At 68.7% G+C, this 16044-nt stretch carries 11 protein-coding genes; 5 read left to right on the top strand and 6 right to left on the bottom strand.

The features are described 5' to 3' along the window. The first annotated feature begins 84 nt into the window (after nt 1–84). Nucleotides 85–894, top strand: coding sequence for a hypothetical protein (locus HF886_RS13420; RefSeq protein ID WP_169652546.1), 810 nt, complete (start codon nt 85–87; stop codon nt 892–894). A gap of 6 nt (nt 895–900) precedes the next feature. Here the strand turns inward: HF886_RS13420 and HF886_RS13415 are convergent, their stop codons facing one another. Continuing rightward, nucleotides 901–2454, bottom strand: coding sequence for a phospholipid carrier-dependent glycosyltransferase (locus HF886_RS13415; protein ID WP_346765365.1), 1554 nt, complete (start codon nt 2452–2454; stop codon nt 901–903). Nucleotides 2455–2477: 23 nt separating this feature from the next. Here HF886_RS13415 and rsmI point away from each other — a divergent pair, with 23 nt between their 5' ends. From rsmI to HF886_RS13400, 3 genes are all read left to right on the top strand, one after another. Further along, nucleotides 2478–3344 carry a 16S rRNA (cytidine(1402)-2'-O)-methyltransferase gene (gene rsmI, locus HF886_RS13410; RefSeq protein ID WP_169621471.1) on the top strand — a complete coding sequence of 289 codons (867 nt, stop codon included), beginning with the start codon at nt 2478–2480 and terminating at the stop codon, nt 3342–3344. 63 nt (nt 3345–3407) lie between these two features. Beyond that, on the top strand, nt 3408–4808 hold the full coding sequence (locus HF886_RS13405; RefSeq protein ID WP_169621472.1) for a sodium:alanine symporter family protein: 1401 nt from the start codon (nt 3408–3410) through the stop codon (nt 4806–4808). 262 nt (nt 4809–5070) lie between these two features. Beyond that, nucleotides 5071–9042 carry a WD40 repeat domain-containing protein gene (locus HF886_RS13400; RefSeq protein WP_169652544.1) on the top strand — a complete coding sequence of 1324 codons (3972 nt, stop codon included), beginning with the start codon at nt 5071–5073 and terminating at the stop codon, nt 9040–9042. Here HF886_RS13400 and HF886_RS13395 read toward each other — a convergent pair. The 5 genes from HF886_RS13395 to metG all read right to left on the bottom strand — a co-directional run bounded on the left by HF886_RS13395 (nt 8987) and on the right by metG (nt 15162). Beyond that, nucleotides 8987–10273 carry an aminodeoxychorismate synthase component I gene (locus HF886_RS13395; RefSeq protein ID WP_169652543.1) on the bottom strand — a complete coding sequence of 429 codons (1287 nt, stop codon included), beginning with the start codon at nt 10271–10273 and terminating at the stop codon, nt 8987–8989. The genes HF886_RS13400 and HF886_RS13395 overlap by 56 nt on opposite strands. Nucleotides 10274–10285: 12 nt before the next feature. Continuing rightward, nucleotides 10286–11167, bottom strand: coding sequence for an RNA polymerase sigma-70 factor (locus HF886_RS13390; RefSeq protein WP_169652542.1), 882 nt, complete (start codon nt 11165–11167; stop codon nt 10286–10288). After that, nucleotides 11164–12318 carry an FAD-dependent oxidoreductase gene (locus HF886_RS13385; RefSeq protein ID WP_206038765.1) on the bottom strand — a complete coding sequence of 385 codons (1155 nt, stop codon included), beginning with the start codon at nt 12316–12318 and terminating at the stop codon, nt 11164–11166. The genes HF886_RS13390 and HF886_RS13385 overlap by 4 nt, the downstream gene beginning before the upstream one ends. A gap of 80 nt (nt 12319–12398) precedes the next feature. Then, entirely contained in the window at nt 12399–13541 is a 1143-nt protein-coding gene (locus HF886_RS13380; RefSeq protein ID WP_169621476.1) for a DUF2786 domain-containing protein, read from the bottom strand. 64 nt (nt 13542–13605) lie between these two features. Continuing rightward, entirely contained in the window at nt 13606–15162 is a 1557-nt protein-coding gene (gene metG, locus HF886_RS13375) for a methionine--tRNA ligase (protein WP_169621477.1), read from the bottom strand. A 21-nt stretch (nt 15163–15183) separates the two neighbouring features. Here metG and HF886_RS13370 point away from each other — a divergent pair, with 21 nt between their 5' ends. Then, entirely contained in the window at nt 15184–16014 is an 831-nt protein-coding gene (locus HF886_RS13370) for a TatD family hydrolase (RefSeq protein WP_169652541.1), read from the top strand. Nucleotides 16015–16044: the final 30 nt, after the last annotated feature.

The following is a 16044-nucleotide window of genomic DNA, read 5'->3' as shown; positions in this document are numbered from 1 at the left end:
GATCATCCGCGCGCCTGCACGGGCATGTCCGTGACCCGCAGTACCGTGACCGCTGCCCGCCTTTGCTCTTCGAGAGGAGTGCGCGTGACCGAGAACGACCGTTTCGATGAGGTCCTGGACCGGGACTGGAACCGGTTCGGTGAGAACCTGGCCGACCGCATAGTTGCTCTGGCCGGCACCGGGTCCATCGGAATCAGCATGGACACCGCGCACGGACCGGCGACCTACGCGCGGATCCAGCCGATGCCCGACGGTCGTGTGCAGGTCGCTGTCGCCGGTGCCGATACCGTCACTCGCTCGGTGGCACACGCCGACGAACTCGCTCGTCACGTCGTGTCCGTGCTGCGAGGCCACCGCAACGTGGTGCATCCGATCTTCCTGCACACTGATGACGCGCTCGCCGACGGCGCCCTGCGCGACCGGGTGAAGGACACGTTGTCTCGTCGTCTGGGCCGCCCGGCGCCGGTGGACGCCGACGGTGACTTCGTGCTCGTCCTCGACTCGCACGCCGTGTTCGTCGTCGTCGACCGTCCCGCGCACCGCGTCCAGTTGTGGGCGCCGCTGCTGCACGGTATCGCCGAACGGTCCGGTGCGGCCGACGCCCTCGTCGATCTCAACCGGGACTGGCCTCACATCAAGGTGGTGCTGGTGGAGGATCGGCTGGTCGCGACGGTCGACATGCTCGGCGATCCGTTCGTTCCCCGTCATCTGAACGACCTTCTCGAAATGCTGAAGGTCTTCCTCGGCACCGTGGATGCGCGGTTCGCGCGCCGATTCGACGGGATGCGTTACATCGGCGAGGTGGACTCGGACCTCATGGACCCCGACCTCATGGAGCCCGATGTCATCGATCCCGACATCGAAGAGACGGTCCTGGACGAACCACCGTCATGATCCCGGTCAGCGCCAGCTGGGCAACCACAGCTGGGAGTTCCATTGCTCGATCGAGATGGGCACCGCCGTGAGGATGGGCCACAACCACACGAAGTTCGCGACCACCAACCCGAGGTAGAGGCACACCGCCAGCAGGCCGAGGGTGCGCCGTTTCGGTGAGGCGTGCCGGCCCCCGAGGATGTCGCCGAGGGTGAGAGCCACCGCCATCGCGAGGAAGGGCGCCATCGGGACCGCGTAGAAGTAGTACATCTGACGGTCGAGCGAGGCGAACCACGGCAGCAGCCCGGCGCCGTACCCGGTGAGGACGGCTGCCCAGCGCCAGTCGCGGCGGATGAACATCTGCCACAGTCCCCAGCCGAGAACGGGCAGCGACACCCACCACAACGCCGGGGTACCGATCAGCATCACCGCTTTGACGCACTGCTCGGCACCGCAGCCGGAGACGTTCTCACCGTCGGCGAAGTAGTACAGCATCGGACGCAGGCCCATCGGCCACGTCCACGGCTTCGACTCCCACGGATGCTGGTTGCCCGCCGAATTCGTGAGGCCGGAGTGGAACTGGAGAACGTTCGCGCTGTAGTACCACAGCGACCGCACCGCGTCGGGTACGAACCAGAACGCGCTGTCGTGGCCGATCTGGTTGCCGACCGCGTGCCGGTCGACGCCGGTTTCGCTCGCGAACCACGACCAGTAGGTCGACAGGTACACGAGCAGGGGCACCACCACCAGCGCGTACAGAGCGGGCGGGATGTCGCGCAGCGTCGTCCCGATCCAGGGACGGCGCACCCCGTAGGAACGGCGTGCGGCAAGGTCGAACGCCACGGACATCAGTCCGAAGAACGCGATGAAGTACAGGCCGGACCATTTGGTGCCGATCGCGAGCCCCAGCATCACGCCGGCCCCGAACCGCCACCACCGCACACCGAACCGAGGTCCCCACGCGCTGTCGCCGATCCGGCCCTCCGCCTGCACGCGTCTGATGCGGGCCCGGATGTCGTCGCGATCGACGACCAGGCAACCGAACGCGGCGACGACGAACACCGCCTGGAAGATGTCGAGCATTCCCAGTCGTGACGACACGAACGTGACGCCGTCGACGACCAGGAGCAGCCCCGCGACACCGCCGAGCATCGTCGAGCGGGTCATGCGGCGCACGATGCGCACCACCAGCAGGACGAGCACCACACCGGCGACCGCCGACGAGAAACGCCAGCCCCACCCGTTGTAGCCGAACAGCGCTTCGCCCACCGCGATCAGCTGTTTTCCGACCGGGGGATGCACCACCAGGCCGTAACCGGGGTTGTCTTCGATCCACCCGCCGGTGAGCACCTGCCACCCCTGCGGCGCGTAATGCTTCTCGTCGAAGACGGGTGTCTTCGCGTCGGTCGGGTAGTGGAGCATGGTGAACCGGGTGATCGCCGCGAGCGCGGTGACGAACGCCGTGACTATCCATCCGCGTGCCCGGTCGGTGGGTCCGGGGTCGGGTGGCGGGACGAGCGGCCCGGGGCTGAGGAGGCGACGGTCCGGGGCCGGGGAAGGGCGGTGGTCCGTCACGGTCACGTCCCGATCGTAGGCTGAACCCCATGCAGGCAGTAAATCCGGCGAAGGCCGAGAGCTCCGGACAGGGACGACTCGTGCTGGCAGCCACACCGATGGGCCAGATCGGGGACGCATCGAAACGACTCTGCGACGCCCTCGGTACCGCCGACGTCATCGCGGCCGAGGACACACGCCGCACCCGTTCCCTTGCCGCCGCGCTCGGTGTCGCCATCACGGGCCGGGTGGTCAGTTTCTACGACCAGGTCGAGGTGTCGCGACTGCCGGGCCTGGTCGCGGATGTGGAAGCCGGTCTGACGGTGCTTCTGGTCACCGATGCCGGCATGCCGTCGGTCAGCGACCCCGGATACCGGCTCGTGGCGGCCTGCGTCGAGGCGGGCCTGCCGGTCACGTGCCTGCCGGGCCCGTCCGCGGTGACGACAGCGCTCGCACTGTCGGGGCTGCCGGTCGAACGGTTCTGCTTCGACGGCTTCCCACCGCGTAAACCAGGACAACGCCGTGCCTGGCTGGCCTCCCTCGCCACCGAAGCCCGTGCCGTGGTCTTCTTCGAGGCGCCGCACCGGCTTGCCGCATGTCTGGCCGACGCGGTCGAGGTGCTGGGCGGGGAACGGCGCGCGGCGGTCTGCCGTGAGCTGACCAAGACGTACGAGGAAGTCCGGCGGGGGACCTTGGCGGAACTGGCCGACTGGGCCGTCGAAGGTGCGCGCGGTGAGATCACGGTCGTGCTCGAAGGCGCCGCGCCCGTGCACACCGACCCCGAGGACCTCGTCGACGAGGTGGAACGCCTCGTCGCGGACGGAATGCGACTGAAGGAAGCCTGCGCCGAGGTGGCGGGGACCAGGGTGTCGAAGCGGGAACTGTACGACGCCGTGCTCGACGCGCGACGCACCTGAGACGAGGCAACCCCGGCGGGTGGGCCTACACTTTCCCGGTCGAATCGAGGACCAGGGGAGTAGATGAACGCGCTGAACGACTTTTTCGTCAAGACAGCGGAGGTGGTCTGGGGTCCGTTCCTGCTGATTCCGCTTCTGTTGGGCACCGGTCTGGTGCTGACCATCCGCCTGCGCGGTGTGCAGTTCCGGAAGCTGTGGCCCGCATTGCGGCTGGGACTGATCACCCGGCACGATCCCGGTGCCACGGAAGGCGACATCTCGCAGTACCAGGCCTTGACCACCGCCCTGGCGGCCACGGTCGGCGTCGGCAACATCGCCGGTGTGGCCACCGCGATCTACTTCGGCGGGCCGGGCGCCCTGTTCTGGATGTGGATCACCGGCCTTGTCGGTATGGCCAGCAAGTACTCCGAAGCGTTCCTCGGCGTGAAGTACCGCCGCGTGGACGCCAGGGGTGAACAGAACGGCGGACCGCAGCACTACCTCGCGCGAGCGATTCCGAACCGATTCGGCCTGATCCTCAGTCTGATGTTCGCGGTGTTCGCGGTCCTGGCGAGCTTCGGAATCGGCAACATGACGCAGGCGAACACCGTCGCCACCCAGCTCGACGACACGTTCGGCGTACCCACGTGGACCAGTGGTGTCGTGATGGCGGTGCTCGCGGGTGCGGTGCTGCTCGGCGGCATCAAGTCGATCGGCAAGGTGACCGCCGGTTTCGTGCCGGCGATGATCGTTCTGTACGTCGGCGCCGGCATCCTCGTGCTGGCGATCAACATCGGCGAGCTTCCGTCGGCGTTCGCTCTCGTCTTCTCCGACGCGTTCACCGGCACCGCCGCCACCGGCGGGTTCATCGGCTCGGTGTTCATGGTCGCTCTGCGCTACGGCGTCGCCCGCGGCATCTTCTCGAACGAGTCGGGGATGGGCAGTGCGGCGATCGCGGCCGCCGCAGCCCAGACCACGCATCCCGTGCGCCAGGGTCTCGTGTCCATGACGCAGACCTTCATCGACACGATCGTCGTCGTCACCTTCACCGGCATGGTCATCATCACGACCGGCGCGTGGACCACCGGAGAGCGCGGCTCGACCATGACGTCCACGGCGTTCGAAACCGGCCTCGGCGGTGAGTGGGGCGGCTGGATCGTCGCCGTCTCGGTGGTGTTCTTCGCGTTCTCGACGATTCTCGGTTGGTCGTACTACGGGGAGCGGTGCCTCGAACGTCTCGTGGGTTCGCGGGGCGTGCTGCCGTACCGCGCCGTCTTCGTGGTGGTGGTGTTCATCGGCGCGACCACCGAACTCGAGGTGGTGTGGAACTTCTCCGACGTGATGAACGGGCTCATGGCCCTGCCGAACCTGATCGGACTGCTGGTCCTGTCCGGGATGATCGCGCGGGAGACGAAGGCCTACCTCGACCGCGATCCGTATCTGCTCGGAGAGAACCGAACACTCGAGAAGCCGGACAGCGCGTAACCGGCGTGTCCTCGGGGGGTTTCCTCCGCGCGGACCGGGACTACCCCTCATCAGCCCCTATCAGCGCGGAGGCCCCACCCCACCCGGCAAGGGAGCGACCCCTTGCGTGGCATCCACTTTGCCCGCCTCCCGGCGGGTCGTACAAAGGCCCAACCGCGCGGAACGGGTATCATCCCAGCTCAGCTGCGGTGAGGAATTATTCCGCAGCGGACAGATGGGACCCGATCCGCGAGGAAACGGGAGGTGAAAGGGCGCGGAAAAGATGTCGGAGACCAGCCGAAAACCTGGCGCAGCCCAGCGGCAGTTCTTCGCCGACCAACTCCGCATGCTGTTCGCCGCTGCCGGCCGTCCCGCACTGAAGAAGGTCGTGTCGGAAGCTGCTGCGGTGGCCAGAGCGATGGGCACCGACCGCGTCGTGTCCGTTCAGCGCGTGAGCGACTGGCGGAGCGGGAACCGGTTACCCGCCAGTTTCGAATCGGTCCACCCGGTACTGGTCGTCCTCATCCGCGCGGCTCGCGACCTCAACTCCGAGCCACCCGTCACCGGGTTGTACTCACTGAAACAGTGGGAGTCCTGGTGGACCAACGCCCGGGGACAGTCCGGCGCACCCCGCGCCGAGAAAACGCCGCCGTCGGTGCCGCAGGGCATGCGCCCCTACAAAGGGCTCGCGTCGTATCAGGAGAAGGACGCCCGGCTGTTCTTCGGCCGCACCCAGAGCGTGCGGGCACTCGCCGACGTCGTGACCGCGGCGCACGGTCAGGGCCCGGTCATCGTCACCGGCGCGTCGGGCGTCGGCAAGTCCTCGCTCGTGCGTGCGGGCGTGATCCCGCAGATCTGCGGAGGATCGGACTGCCGATCACTGGTCCTGACCCCGGGCACCCACCCCGTCGCACGGCTGACGGAACTGCTCCCGGGACTCGCCGAGGTCGAGGACCGCACCGACCCCGCCGCCGTGCAAGCGGCGTTGCGCGCCGAACTCGCGCGGATGTCGGCGTCCACGCTGCTCATCGTCGTCGACCAGATCGAAGAGCTGTTCACCCAGTGCACCGACCCTGCCGAGCGCACCGAGTTCCTGCGACTGCTCGAGATCGCCGCGACCGGACACGTCGGTGACGCCCCGGCCATCGTCGTCGCGACGATGCGGTCGGATTTCTACGACAAGGCCGTCACCTGCCCTGTTCTTGCCCGCGCACTCGAACGTCGCACCAAGACCGTGCAGCCTCTCGAACGCTCCGACCTGGTCGAAGTCATCACCGTGCCCGCACGGATGGTGGGCGTGCGACTCGAGGCGGGCCTCGTCGACCTGATCCTGCACGATCTCGGGGGTCTGGCGGACGGCGAGATCAGCGGCAAGGAACTGCCGTTGCTCTCGCACCTGCTCGACACCCTGTGGGACAAACGCTCCGGCGGGGCCCTGACGGTCGCGGCGTATCGCGCGACGGGCGGTGTACGCGGTTCCATCGCCGCGAGTGCGGAACGTGCGTGGGAGAAACTCGACGAAGCCGATCGTGCGCTGGCCCGGGCCATGCTCGTGCACCTCGTGTACGTGACGGCGACGGGCACCGACGTCAAGATCGCCCGCCCGCTGCCCGAACTACTTGCGGTCGCGGGTGGCAACCGCGACGCCGCGGCGCGCGTCGTCGACCATTTCGTGTCTGCTCGCGTGCTGGTCGCGGATGCCGGAAGCGTCGAACTCATCCACGACGCGGTGATCGACGCGTGGCCGCGCCTGAAATCCTGGATCCAGGACGACCGGGCCGATGCCGCGCTGCGGCAGAGGATCGAAGCCGACGCGGTGACCTGGATCGAGAGCGGTCGCAACAAGGGGCTTCTCTATCAGCGCGGGCGTATGGACGTCGTGGCCGAACAGAATCCCAGTCTCGGCGACCCGGGGTCTGCGCCGCGCACGGACGACGTGGTCGCACTCAGTCCGAACGCCGTGGAGTTCCTCGATGCGTCGAGGAGACAGATCGCCTGGCTGGGTAGAAGGCGACGCGCCATCATCGCGGTTCTGGCACTCGCGGCGCTGGTCGCGCTGGTGATGAGCGGGGTCGCCTGGGTGGCGAAGGGGCGCGCGGAGGCAGAACGCAGCACCGCGCAGTTCCAGCAGATCATCGCGTTGTCCGACTCCATGCGTGACGAGGACCCGACCACGTCGTCACACCTCGCGCTGGCGGCCGCTCACCTGCGGCCCGACAGCGACGTGGCGTATTCGCGGCTCATCGCGACCCAGGGGGTTCCCCTCGCCAACACCCTCAGGGGGCATACCGGGCCGGTGTACAGCACCGCCGTCTCCCTGGACGGTTCGGTGCTCGCCTCGGCGAGCGACGACGGTACCGTCCGTCTCTGGTCGCTCGGGGAGGACTCCGGGCCGGCGGTGATCGGCGATCCGCTCCAGCTGTCCTCGAAGTACATGGCGTCGGTGTCCTTCAGTCCGGACGGCCGATACCTCGCCGCGGGCGGCGGCGACGGTGCGGTGTGGATCTTCGATATCTCCGATCACGCCGCACCGAGGCCGGTGCTGGACCAGGAGACCTTCGCCTCGGGCGCCGTCCACAACGTGAGGTACGGACCGTCGGGCCGTGTGCTCGCCGTGCCCTACGACGACGGTACGGTCGCGCTCCTCGACACGTCCGATCCGACGTCGGGGCGTTTTCCGGTGGCGTCGGTCCGCGGCCACGAGGGCGCGGTGCGGACCGTCGCCTTCCGGCCGGACGGGGCCGTGATGGCCACATCCAGCGACGATCGCACCGTGCGGCTCTGGGACGTCACCGACCGGGCAGCACCGGTTCCCCTGGGCGAGCCGCTGCGGGGATTCGAGGACGTCGCGCACTCGGTCGGGTTCAGCGGCGACGGCAGGACCCTCGCGGCCAGCAGCGACGACGGCGTGTTGCGCCTGTTCGACACCAGCGATCCGAGGGCCCCGTATCCCGTCGGGGTTCCTGTGCGCGCCCACACCGGCGGTGTCTGGAGTATCGCGTTCCTTCCGGACGGCCGGACGCTGGCCAGTGCGTCCTGGGACGGCACCGCGAAACTCTGGGACATCGACCCCGAGGAGCGGTACCTCGACGAAATCAGTCCCGCGCTGACCGGTCACGGCGGCGGTGTCGCCACCCTCGCGATCACTCCGGACGGAGACACGGTGATCACCGGAGGTCAGGACGCCAATCTGCGTGTCTGGACGATGCCGCACACACGGATCTCCGTCGTCGATGCGGCATTGACCAAGCCATCCGTCAGCCGCGCCGGGGATCTCGTCGCCACCGGCAGCTACGGCCCGACGGTGTCGTTGTGGCGAGTCGACGATGCCGGAGACTGGGACCGCGCGGGAGGCGTGACCCTGCCCCGCCCGCTCGGCGGTGCCTACGTGTGCGCGTTGTCGCCCTCCGGCACCGTTCTCGCGACGGCACCCACCTCCGGCGGGAGCGTCCAACTCTGGGATGTCCGCGATCCCGCCGACCCGCGACCGTTTGCCGATCCTGTTCCGCTGGGCACCCGGTTCACCTCGTCTCTCGCGTTCTCACCGGACGGCGCGACTCTGGTGACCGGTGCCGACGACTTCTCGGTGCAGTTGTGGGACATCGCCGACCCCGCAGCGCCGGTGCCGTGGGGAGATCCGCTCACCGGTCCCGAGAATCTGGTCCGTACCGCCGTGATCAGCCCGGACGGCCGGAGCCTCGTCGTAGCGAGCGCGGACAGCAGCATCTACGCGTGGGATATCGCCGACCCGCGGGCTCCCATCCCCACCACGGTGTCCGGCGGGCACGATGCCGGAGTCAACGCCGCGGCATTCGGGCGTGAAGGGGACGTGCTGGTCACCGGCAGCGACGATCACGGAGTTCTGATGTGGGATCGGGACGTCGCCGGAAACTTCACCGCGCGACCCCAAGCGCTTCGCGGCCACACCGGCACCGTGTACTCGGTATCGATCACCCGTGACGGCACCAAAGCGATCAGCGGCAGCGACGACGGGACGATCCGGTTGTGGGACGTGTCCGACGCGGAGGGCATGCGGGAGGTCGGTGGCCCGATCACCGACACCGGGGTCGGACGCTGGCAGGTGGTGTTCCGGCCCAACGGAACGGTTGTGGCAGCGGGCGGCGACGGGGTGCTCCGGATGTGGAATCTCGACGCGGCCGCTGTCGCGCAGCGGGTCTGCCGCTCTACGTCCGGACGGGTCAGCGACATCCTGCCGCGGTTCGATCTGCCCGCACCCGCTCGCGAGGTGTGCTGAGCGCGAGGATGCTCGCCGCCTTGTCGAGGCATTCCTGCCATTCGGCGTCGGGGTCCGAATCGATCGTGATCCCGCCGCCGACGCCGAGCACGCAGGTTCCCGCGCCGAATTCCACGGTCCGGATCGCGACGTTCAATTCGGTGCCGGCGAGCGGACTCGACATGCCGACGGTGCCGCAGTAGACGCCGCGGGAGTGCGGTTCCCACTGCCGGAGCAGGTCACGAGCGCGGATCTTGGGACATCCGGTGACCGACGCCGGCGGGAACGCCGCGTCGAGAAGATCCGCGGTGGTGACGCCGGGCCGCGACCGGGCCGCCACCGTCGAGACCAGGTGCCACACCCCGGGCGCCGGCCGGACCGCGAGCAGTTCTTCGACGGTGACACTGCCGGTCTCCGCGACCCGGCCCAGGTCGTTGCGAACCAGGTCGACGATCATGATGTTCTCCGCCACGTCCTTGACCGATGCCCGCAGCAGTGCCGGGTCGGCGGACAGCGGGAGCGTGCCCTTGATGGGGCTCGAGCGCAGGGCGTCGCCGTGACGGGAGACGAACAGTTCGGGCGAGAGCGACGCGACGGCGCCCCATGGTCCTTGCAGATATGCGGCGCGCGCGGGTGCGGTCCGCGCGACTGCGGCGGTGAAGAACGCCAACGGGTCTCCGGTCCACGTACCGGTGAAGCGCGTGCAGACGCAGGCCTGGTACACCTCGCCGGCGCGGATCGCGTCGAGGCACTGCTCCACACCGCGTCGGTGCGTCTCGCGGTGCGGCGGCGACCAATCGATGTGCCAGAACCTCTCCCGGACCCGAGGTTCCACGACGGCGGCAGCCAGGTCGGACGGGCACGGAGCAGCACCGAGGGTCTCGTACCACCAGCACCCGTCGGCATCGAGCCTGAGCACGGTGTCGGTCCAGCCGCCCGCCGCGGCGGGCAGCCCGGAGTGTTCCGGCGACGGACCGGACGCAGACCCGTCCGGGTAGGCGAGATAACCGATCCAGCCGCCGCCGACGACCGGGCCCCCGGGCGTACGCGCCTCCCGGATATCCGGGCACGCGAAGGCGTCGGACGGGTCGACCGCGCCGGTGGCCAGGGACGGTGCGATCAGGGCGGCCGAGCCGAACCAGTCGCCCGTCACCGCCGCGGGAGGCGGCACCCCGAGGTTCCGCGCGCGTTCCGCGAGGGAGGCGAGAACCTGAGCGGGAGTGCCACCGCGCCCGAGCCGTTCCATCCGCATGGCTCGAGCTTGTCAGATCGCCCCGGCAGCCCCCGGGTGAGCCCCGAGATGCGCGAGCTTGTCGGGGTTGCGTACCACGTACACGCCCGTGATCAGGTCGTTGTCGATCTCGAACTGGAGGACGAGATCGAGTTTTTCACCTGAGTACACGAGCAGTCCCGGCATGCTGCCGACCGGGACGGCCTCGATTCTCATGTCCGGCAGCGGGTGCCGCACGAGCCCGCCGAACAGCCGCGCCACTCGGGCCGCGCCGATCACCGGAACCCTGGCTGCGGTGGCCTTGCCTCCTCCGTCCGCGATGTACACGACGTCGGGTGCCAGCAGTTGCAACAGGGTGTCGACGTTGCCGGTGGTGGCGGCGGCCAGGAATTCGACGACCACCCGGTTCGTCTCCTCGCCCGCGGGGGTGAACCGACGGCGGCGCGCACGGACGTGTTCGCGCGCTCGGTGGGCAATCTGTCGCACGGTGTCCTCGCGGCGGTCGACGGTCTCGGCGATCTGGACGTGGTCGAATCCGAACACCTCACGCATCACGAACACTGCACGTTCGAGCGGACTCAACGTTTCCAGGACCAACAGCATCGCCAGCGACACCGACTCGGCGAGTTCGATCGCCCCGGAGGCATCCGGCACTGTGAGCACAGGCTCGGGAAGCCACGGGCCCACGTATTCCTCGCGGCGACGCCGCGCCGAGCGCAGACTGTTGAGCGCCTGCCGGGTCACGATCTGCGCCGCGTATGCACGCGGGTTGTCGACCGCGGCCCGATCGGTGCCGGCCCAGCGCATGAAACTGTCCTGGAGGACGTCTTCACTGTCGGCGACGCTCCCGGTGATCTCGTACGCGATCGAGAACAACAACCCCCGGTGTTCGGTGAAGACGTCCTCGGCCGTCACTGCGCACTCCTCGCGGGTCGAATGAGGCCGCCGCCCTGACCTTCCCCTGATCGGAGGTCGCGGCCCCGAGCCTGTCGTCGCATCGACAGGATCGTCCCACGCAATATCGATTCCTTCACCGGTGCGACGGCCCGGCCACGCAGCGAGAACGCGGAGGGGCTGTCGTCACGTGCGGTGAACTGCACCGCGCCGCGGCCGCGTCCGAGCGAGAGACATTGGGCGACGAACCTCAGCGACAGCGGCGAGGGCGAGCGGCCTTGCAGGATCTCCCAGACGGTGTCGGCACCGTGCGCGCCGAGCGGCATCGCGGCCTGGCAGCTCATCCGGATATGGCCCCGGCCCGCGACGGTCACTGCGTCGCCGACACCCACCACGGCGGTGCCGTCCGCCGACTGCAGGCCGGCGTCGACGCGCAGCCTGCCGGAGGCGTCCACCGGCAGCCCGCTGCGACGGGCGAGGTCGGGAACCGAGAATCCGCCGGCCCAGACGACGAGCGCAGCGGGGATCGCGGTGCCGTCGTCGAGGAGTACCGCGTCCTCGGTCAGGCGCGTCGTGTGCACGCGCGGCCGCACGTCGATACCGAAGCTGTCCAATGTGCGGTTCACGTACTGCCGGGTGCCGTCCGGGAAGCCCGCGCCCGGATCACCGACGAGGCTGTAGTCGGCCCCGGGATGTTCGGACGCGAGTTCGGCGGCGACTTCGATGCCGGTGAAGCCCCCACCCACGACCACAACCGGCGCGTGGGCGGGAAGTTCGGCGAGCGCGGTGTGCAGCGCTGTCGCAGATTCGAGGTCGGAGACGGAGAACGCTCTTTCCATCCCGGGCACGGCGCTCGTTGCCGGGCCGCTTCCGACGGCGTACACGACGACGTCGCACCGCAGTGCCGTGCCGTCGGTGAGCGTTACCGCGTCGGGCTCGATCCGTTCCGCTGTACCCACTCGCAGCGAGGCGCGTGGATGCAGCAGGTCGGCGAGGTTGTGGGTGGCAGACCCCGAACCGGCGGCCACCTGGTGCAGTCGGGTTCGTTCGACGAACACCGGCCGCGGATTCACCACGGTCACTGCCACCTCGGGGTGGCGTGCCAGCCGATTTGCCGCCGTGACGCCCGCGTACCCCGCGCCGACCACCACCACGTCGAATTGCGTTGTCATCTCGATCGCCCTTCACTCGGTTCGGATGTGTCACCGATGGGACACCGGTGGAGCGCCGAGTGTGACATCCGATCGCGAAGTCACCGCCCGATGCGGTGCTGCCAGGCCTCGAGGGACGCGGACTCGGCCGCGTCGCGCCCCGCGTGGAAACCGTCGGCGTCGATCCCGCGGCTTCGGGACGCCCGGGTAGTGGGGAAGAGACGCCGGAACTCGGTGTCCACCGCTTCCGAGCGGCGCGCCAGGATCGGCGCGAGGGAGGTCACCGGGACGTGCGCGTCGGCGGCGGCACCCGCCGTGGCCCGAGCGTCGGCCTCGCGCAGCCTCTCGCCGACCCGCTTCGCGTAGCCGGTGAGGAACGCGCGGCGGAACGCCGTTGCCGACCCGCCGCGCCGGCCGGCGGTTCCGGCGGCACCGAGAGCGCGGGTCGCCTGTACGAGGAGTGAGGTGAAGAGAAGTTCGACCTGTGCAAGATCTGCCACGGTGCCGACGACGGTCGCGATCTGCACGCGGGTGAACCACACGGTGCGGACCCGATTGGCGTCGCCGATCGCGGTGAGCAGCAGCACCTTCTCTTTGATATACGGGCCGTCGAGGTGGAGACGCCGGCCGCGCACGGGATCGGTGAGACGAGTGGTACCGGTGAGCAGTGCGGAGCCGAGCGCGTACCGCGTCACGAGTTCCTGCGCTTTCGCAGTGAGCGCCTCGGCCTCGTCGGGGAAGTCGGTGGATTCCGCTTTCGACAGCAGACCGCGGATGCGGTCGAGCACGCGTGGATCGGGTGCGGCCTCTGTGGTGTCGCCGGGAGTGCGCAGGGGTGGCCACTGCGAGGGTGGGGCATCGAGCCGGGTGAACGCCGGTAGGTACTTCCAGGTGAAGGCCAGCCCGTCGACCTGGTAGCGGGAGATCTCGGGACATGCGTATCGCAGGCCCGTCCCGAGGTCGGGCGAGAGCGCGGCGAGCCGGGCGGGCACCGGGTGCCGTTCGGCGATGGCCTGCACTTGCCGTACCCAGTCGTCGGGAGCGCGTTCGGCGGCCCGGTTACGGCGCGCATCGAAGAGCACGGTGAGCGCGGCGAGCGGGATGTCGGTGTCGTCGCCCGACCTCGCGGTCAGGTGCAGTATGTCGGCGGGTTGCCAGCCGCGCTCGTAGACATCCCCGAGTTCGGCGAGGAGCACCTCGGCGTGCAGCTCGTCTGTTCGAATGTATGTTCTATCGCTCCGCATGAGCGGAGTGTGGCGCACCCCACCGACAGAACCGGTGGGGCGTCGCGAACCTGCTGGTGAGGGCTCAGTCCTCGTCGACGTAGCGCGGGAACACCGGGGACGGTGCGGGGAGCGCGGTGCCCGGCACGAGCCGCGTGGCGATGTCCGCGAACTGCCGGGCGCCGGGGTCCTGGCCGAGCAGATCGAGGATCTTGGCACCGGAATCGGGCATCACCGGCTGAACGAGGATCCCGACGATACGCACGACCTCGAGCGTGACGTAGAGAACCGTCGCCATGCGCTCGGGATCGGTCTTGCGGAGCACCCACGGCTGCTGCGCGGAGAAGTAGCGGTTGGTTTCGCCGAGCACTCGCCAGATCGCCTCGAGGCCGAGGTGCAGTGCCTGCACGTCGAACTCGGCGCGCACCTCGTCGAGCAGTGCGTCGGCCTGCGCGAGCATCGCCTCGTCTTCCGCGGTGAAAGCACCCGGAGTCGGAGCCTGACCGTCGAGGTTCTTGGCGACCATGGTGAGCGAGCGCTGCGCGAGGTTACCGAGGTCGTTGGCGAGGTCGGCGTTGATGCGGCTCGCGATGGCGTCGTGGCTGTAGCTGCCGTCCTGGCCGTACGAGATCTCACGCAGCAGGAAGAAGCGCAACTGGTCGAGACCGAAGCGCTCGACCATCTCGAGGGGATCGACGACGTTGCCCACCGACTTGGACATCTTCTCGCCCTTGTTGAACAGGAACCCGTGCACGAACACCCGCTTGGGCAGTTCGAGGCCCGCGGACATCAGGAATGCGGGCCAGTAGACGGTGTGGAACCGCGTGATGTCCTTGCCGATGATGTGCAGGTCGGCGGGCCAGTAGCGCCGGTAGGACTCGGATTCGGTATCGGGGAACCCGGCACCGGTGAGGTAGTTGGTGAGGGCATCGACCCAGACGTACATCACGTGCTCGGGATTGCCGGGGACGGGAACGCCCCAGTCGAACGTGGTGCGCGAGATCGACAGATCCTTGAGCCCGCCGGCGACGAAGCTGACGATCTCGTTGCGCCGGGTCGCGGGGGCGATGAACTCGGGCTGTTCCTCGTACAGCTTCTGCAGCCGGTCCTGATACGCCGACAAGCGGAAGAAGTACGTGGACTCCTCGGTCCATTCGACGGGCGTGCCGGTATCGGTGGAGATGCGCGACCCGTCTTCGAGCAACGTCGTCTCGGCGTCGGTGTAGAAGGCCTCGTCGCGGACGGAGTACCAGCCCGCATAGGTGTCGAGATAGATGTCGCCCGCATCGACCATCCGCTGCCAGATCGCCGCGCTCGCCTCCAGGTGGTCCTGGTCCGTCGTACGGATGAACCTGTCGTACGAGATCTTCAGGGCCTTGTCCATCGCCTCGAAGACGTCGGAGTTGCGCGACGCGAGGTCGGTGACGGAGATTCCTTCTTTCGCCGCCGTCTGCTGCATCTTCAGGCCGTGCTCGTCGGTACCGGTGAGGAAGCGGACGTCGAAGCCGTCGAGACGCTTGAACCGGGCGATCGCATCCGTGGAGATGTACTCGTAGGCGTGCCCGATGTGCGGGACGCCGTTCGGATACGCGATCGCGGTGGTGACATAGAACGGCGGGCGGGAGGAATCAGGCGCAGTCATGGTGGCGCTAGTTTATAGGGCGTGAGCAAAGCCCGTCCCGCCCCCGAACCCCCGCAGCCGCTCGCGCCTCTCGTGGACGCCCACACGCATCTCGATGCGTGCGGAGCGCACGACGCCGCGACCACCGCCGCCATCCTGGATCGGGCCGCCGCGGTGGGAGTCGGGCGGGTGGTCACCGTCGCCGACGATCTCGATGCCGCGAAGTTCGCGGTCGAGGCCGCCCATTGGGACGAGCGCGTGTTCGCCGCGGTGGCGATCCATCCGACCCGTGCCAACAGCCTCGACGACGCGATGCGCGCCGACATCGAGACGCTCGCCGCCGATCCGCGGTGTGTCGCGGTGGGGGAGACGGGCCTGGATCTGTACTGGCCGGGCAAGCTCGACGGCTGCGCCGAACCCGCGGAACAGGAAGACGCGTTCCGCTGGCACATCGATCTTGCGAAGCGCCTGGGCAAGCCGTTGATGATCCACAACCGTGAGGCCGACGCGGACCTGCTGCGTGTGCTCCACGCCGAGGGCGCACCGGAGACCGTGATCTTCCACTGCTTCTCCTCGGACGCGGACATGGCACGCAAGTGCGTCGACGCCGGGTACGTGCTCAGTTTCTCGGGCACCGTGAGTTTCAAGAACGCGAAGGCCCTGCGGGAGGCCGCACCGCTCGTGCCCGCCGACCTCGTGCTGGTCGAGACCGATGCGCCGTTCCTGACACCGCACCCCTTCCGTGGTGCGCCCAACGAGTCGTACTGCTTGCCGTACACGGTGCGGGCGCTCGCGGAGGTGCGGGGCGAGAGCGCCGAGGAACTCGCACACGCGACCACAGCGAACGCCGAACGGGTATACCGACTTTCGTGAACGACACTCACGTGGGCAGCCACCGCGTGA

The organism is Rhodococcus sp. 105337 (genome assembly GCF_012844225.1).
GTDB lineage: Bacteria > Actinomycetota > Actinomycetes > Mycobacteriales > Mycobacteriaceae > Rhodococcus.
The sequence above is the reverse complement of the archived record's forward strand: the minus strand, read 5'-3'. Positions and strand labels throughout refer to the sequence as shown.

Excerpts from the sequence above, each read along its gene's own strand:
- HF886_RS13385 (WP_206038765.1), bottom strand. The coding sequence starts at position 12,318 with ATGACAACGCAATTCGACGTGGTGGTGGTCGGCGCGGGGTACGCGGGC.
- rsmI (WP_169621471.1), top strand. The coding sequence starts at position 2,478 with ATGCAGGCAGTAAATCCGGCGAAGGCCGAGAGCTCCGGACAGGGACGA.
- HF886_RS13395 (WP_169652543.1), bottom strand. The coding sequence starts at position 10,273 with ATGCGGATGGAACGGCTCGGGCGCGGTGGCACTCCCGCTCAGGTTCTC.
- HF886_RS13380 (WP_169621476.1), bottom strand. The coding sequence starts at position 13,541 with ATGCGGAGCGATAGAACATACATTCGAACAGACGAGCTGCACGCCGAG.
- HF886_RS13405 (WP_169621472.1), top strand. The coding sequence starts at position 3,408 with ATGAACGCGCTGAACGACTTTTTCGTCAAGACAGCGGAGGTGGTCTGG.
- metG (WP_169621477.1), bottom strand. The coding sequence starts at position 15,162 with ATGACTGCGCCTGATTCCTCCCGCCCGCCGTTCTATGTCACCACCGCG.
- HF886_RS13400 (WP_169652544.1), top strand. The coding sequence starts at position 5,071 with ATGTCGGAGACCAGCCGAAAACCTGGCGCAGCCCAGCGGCAGTTCTTC.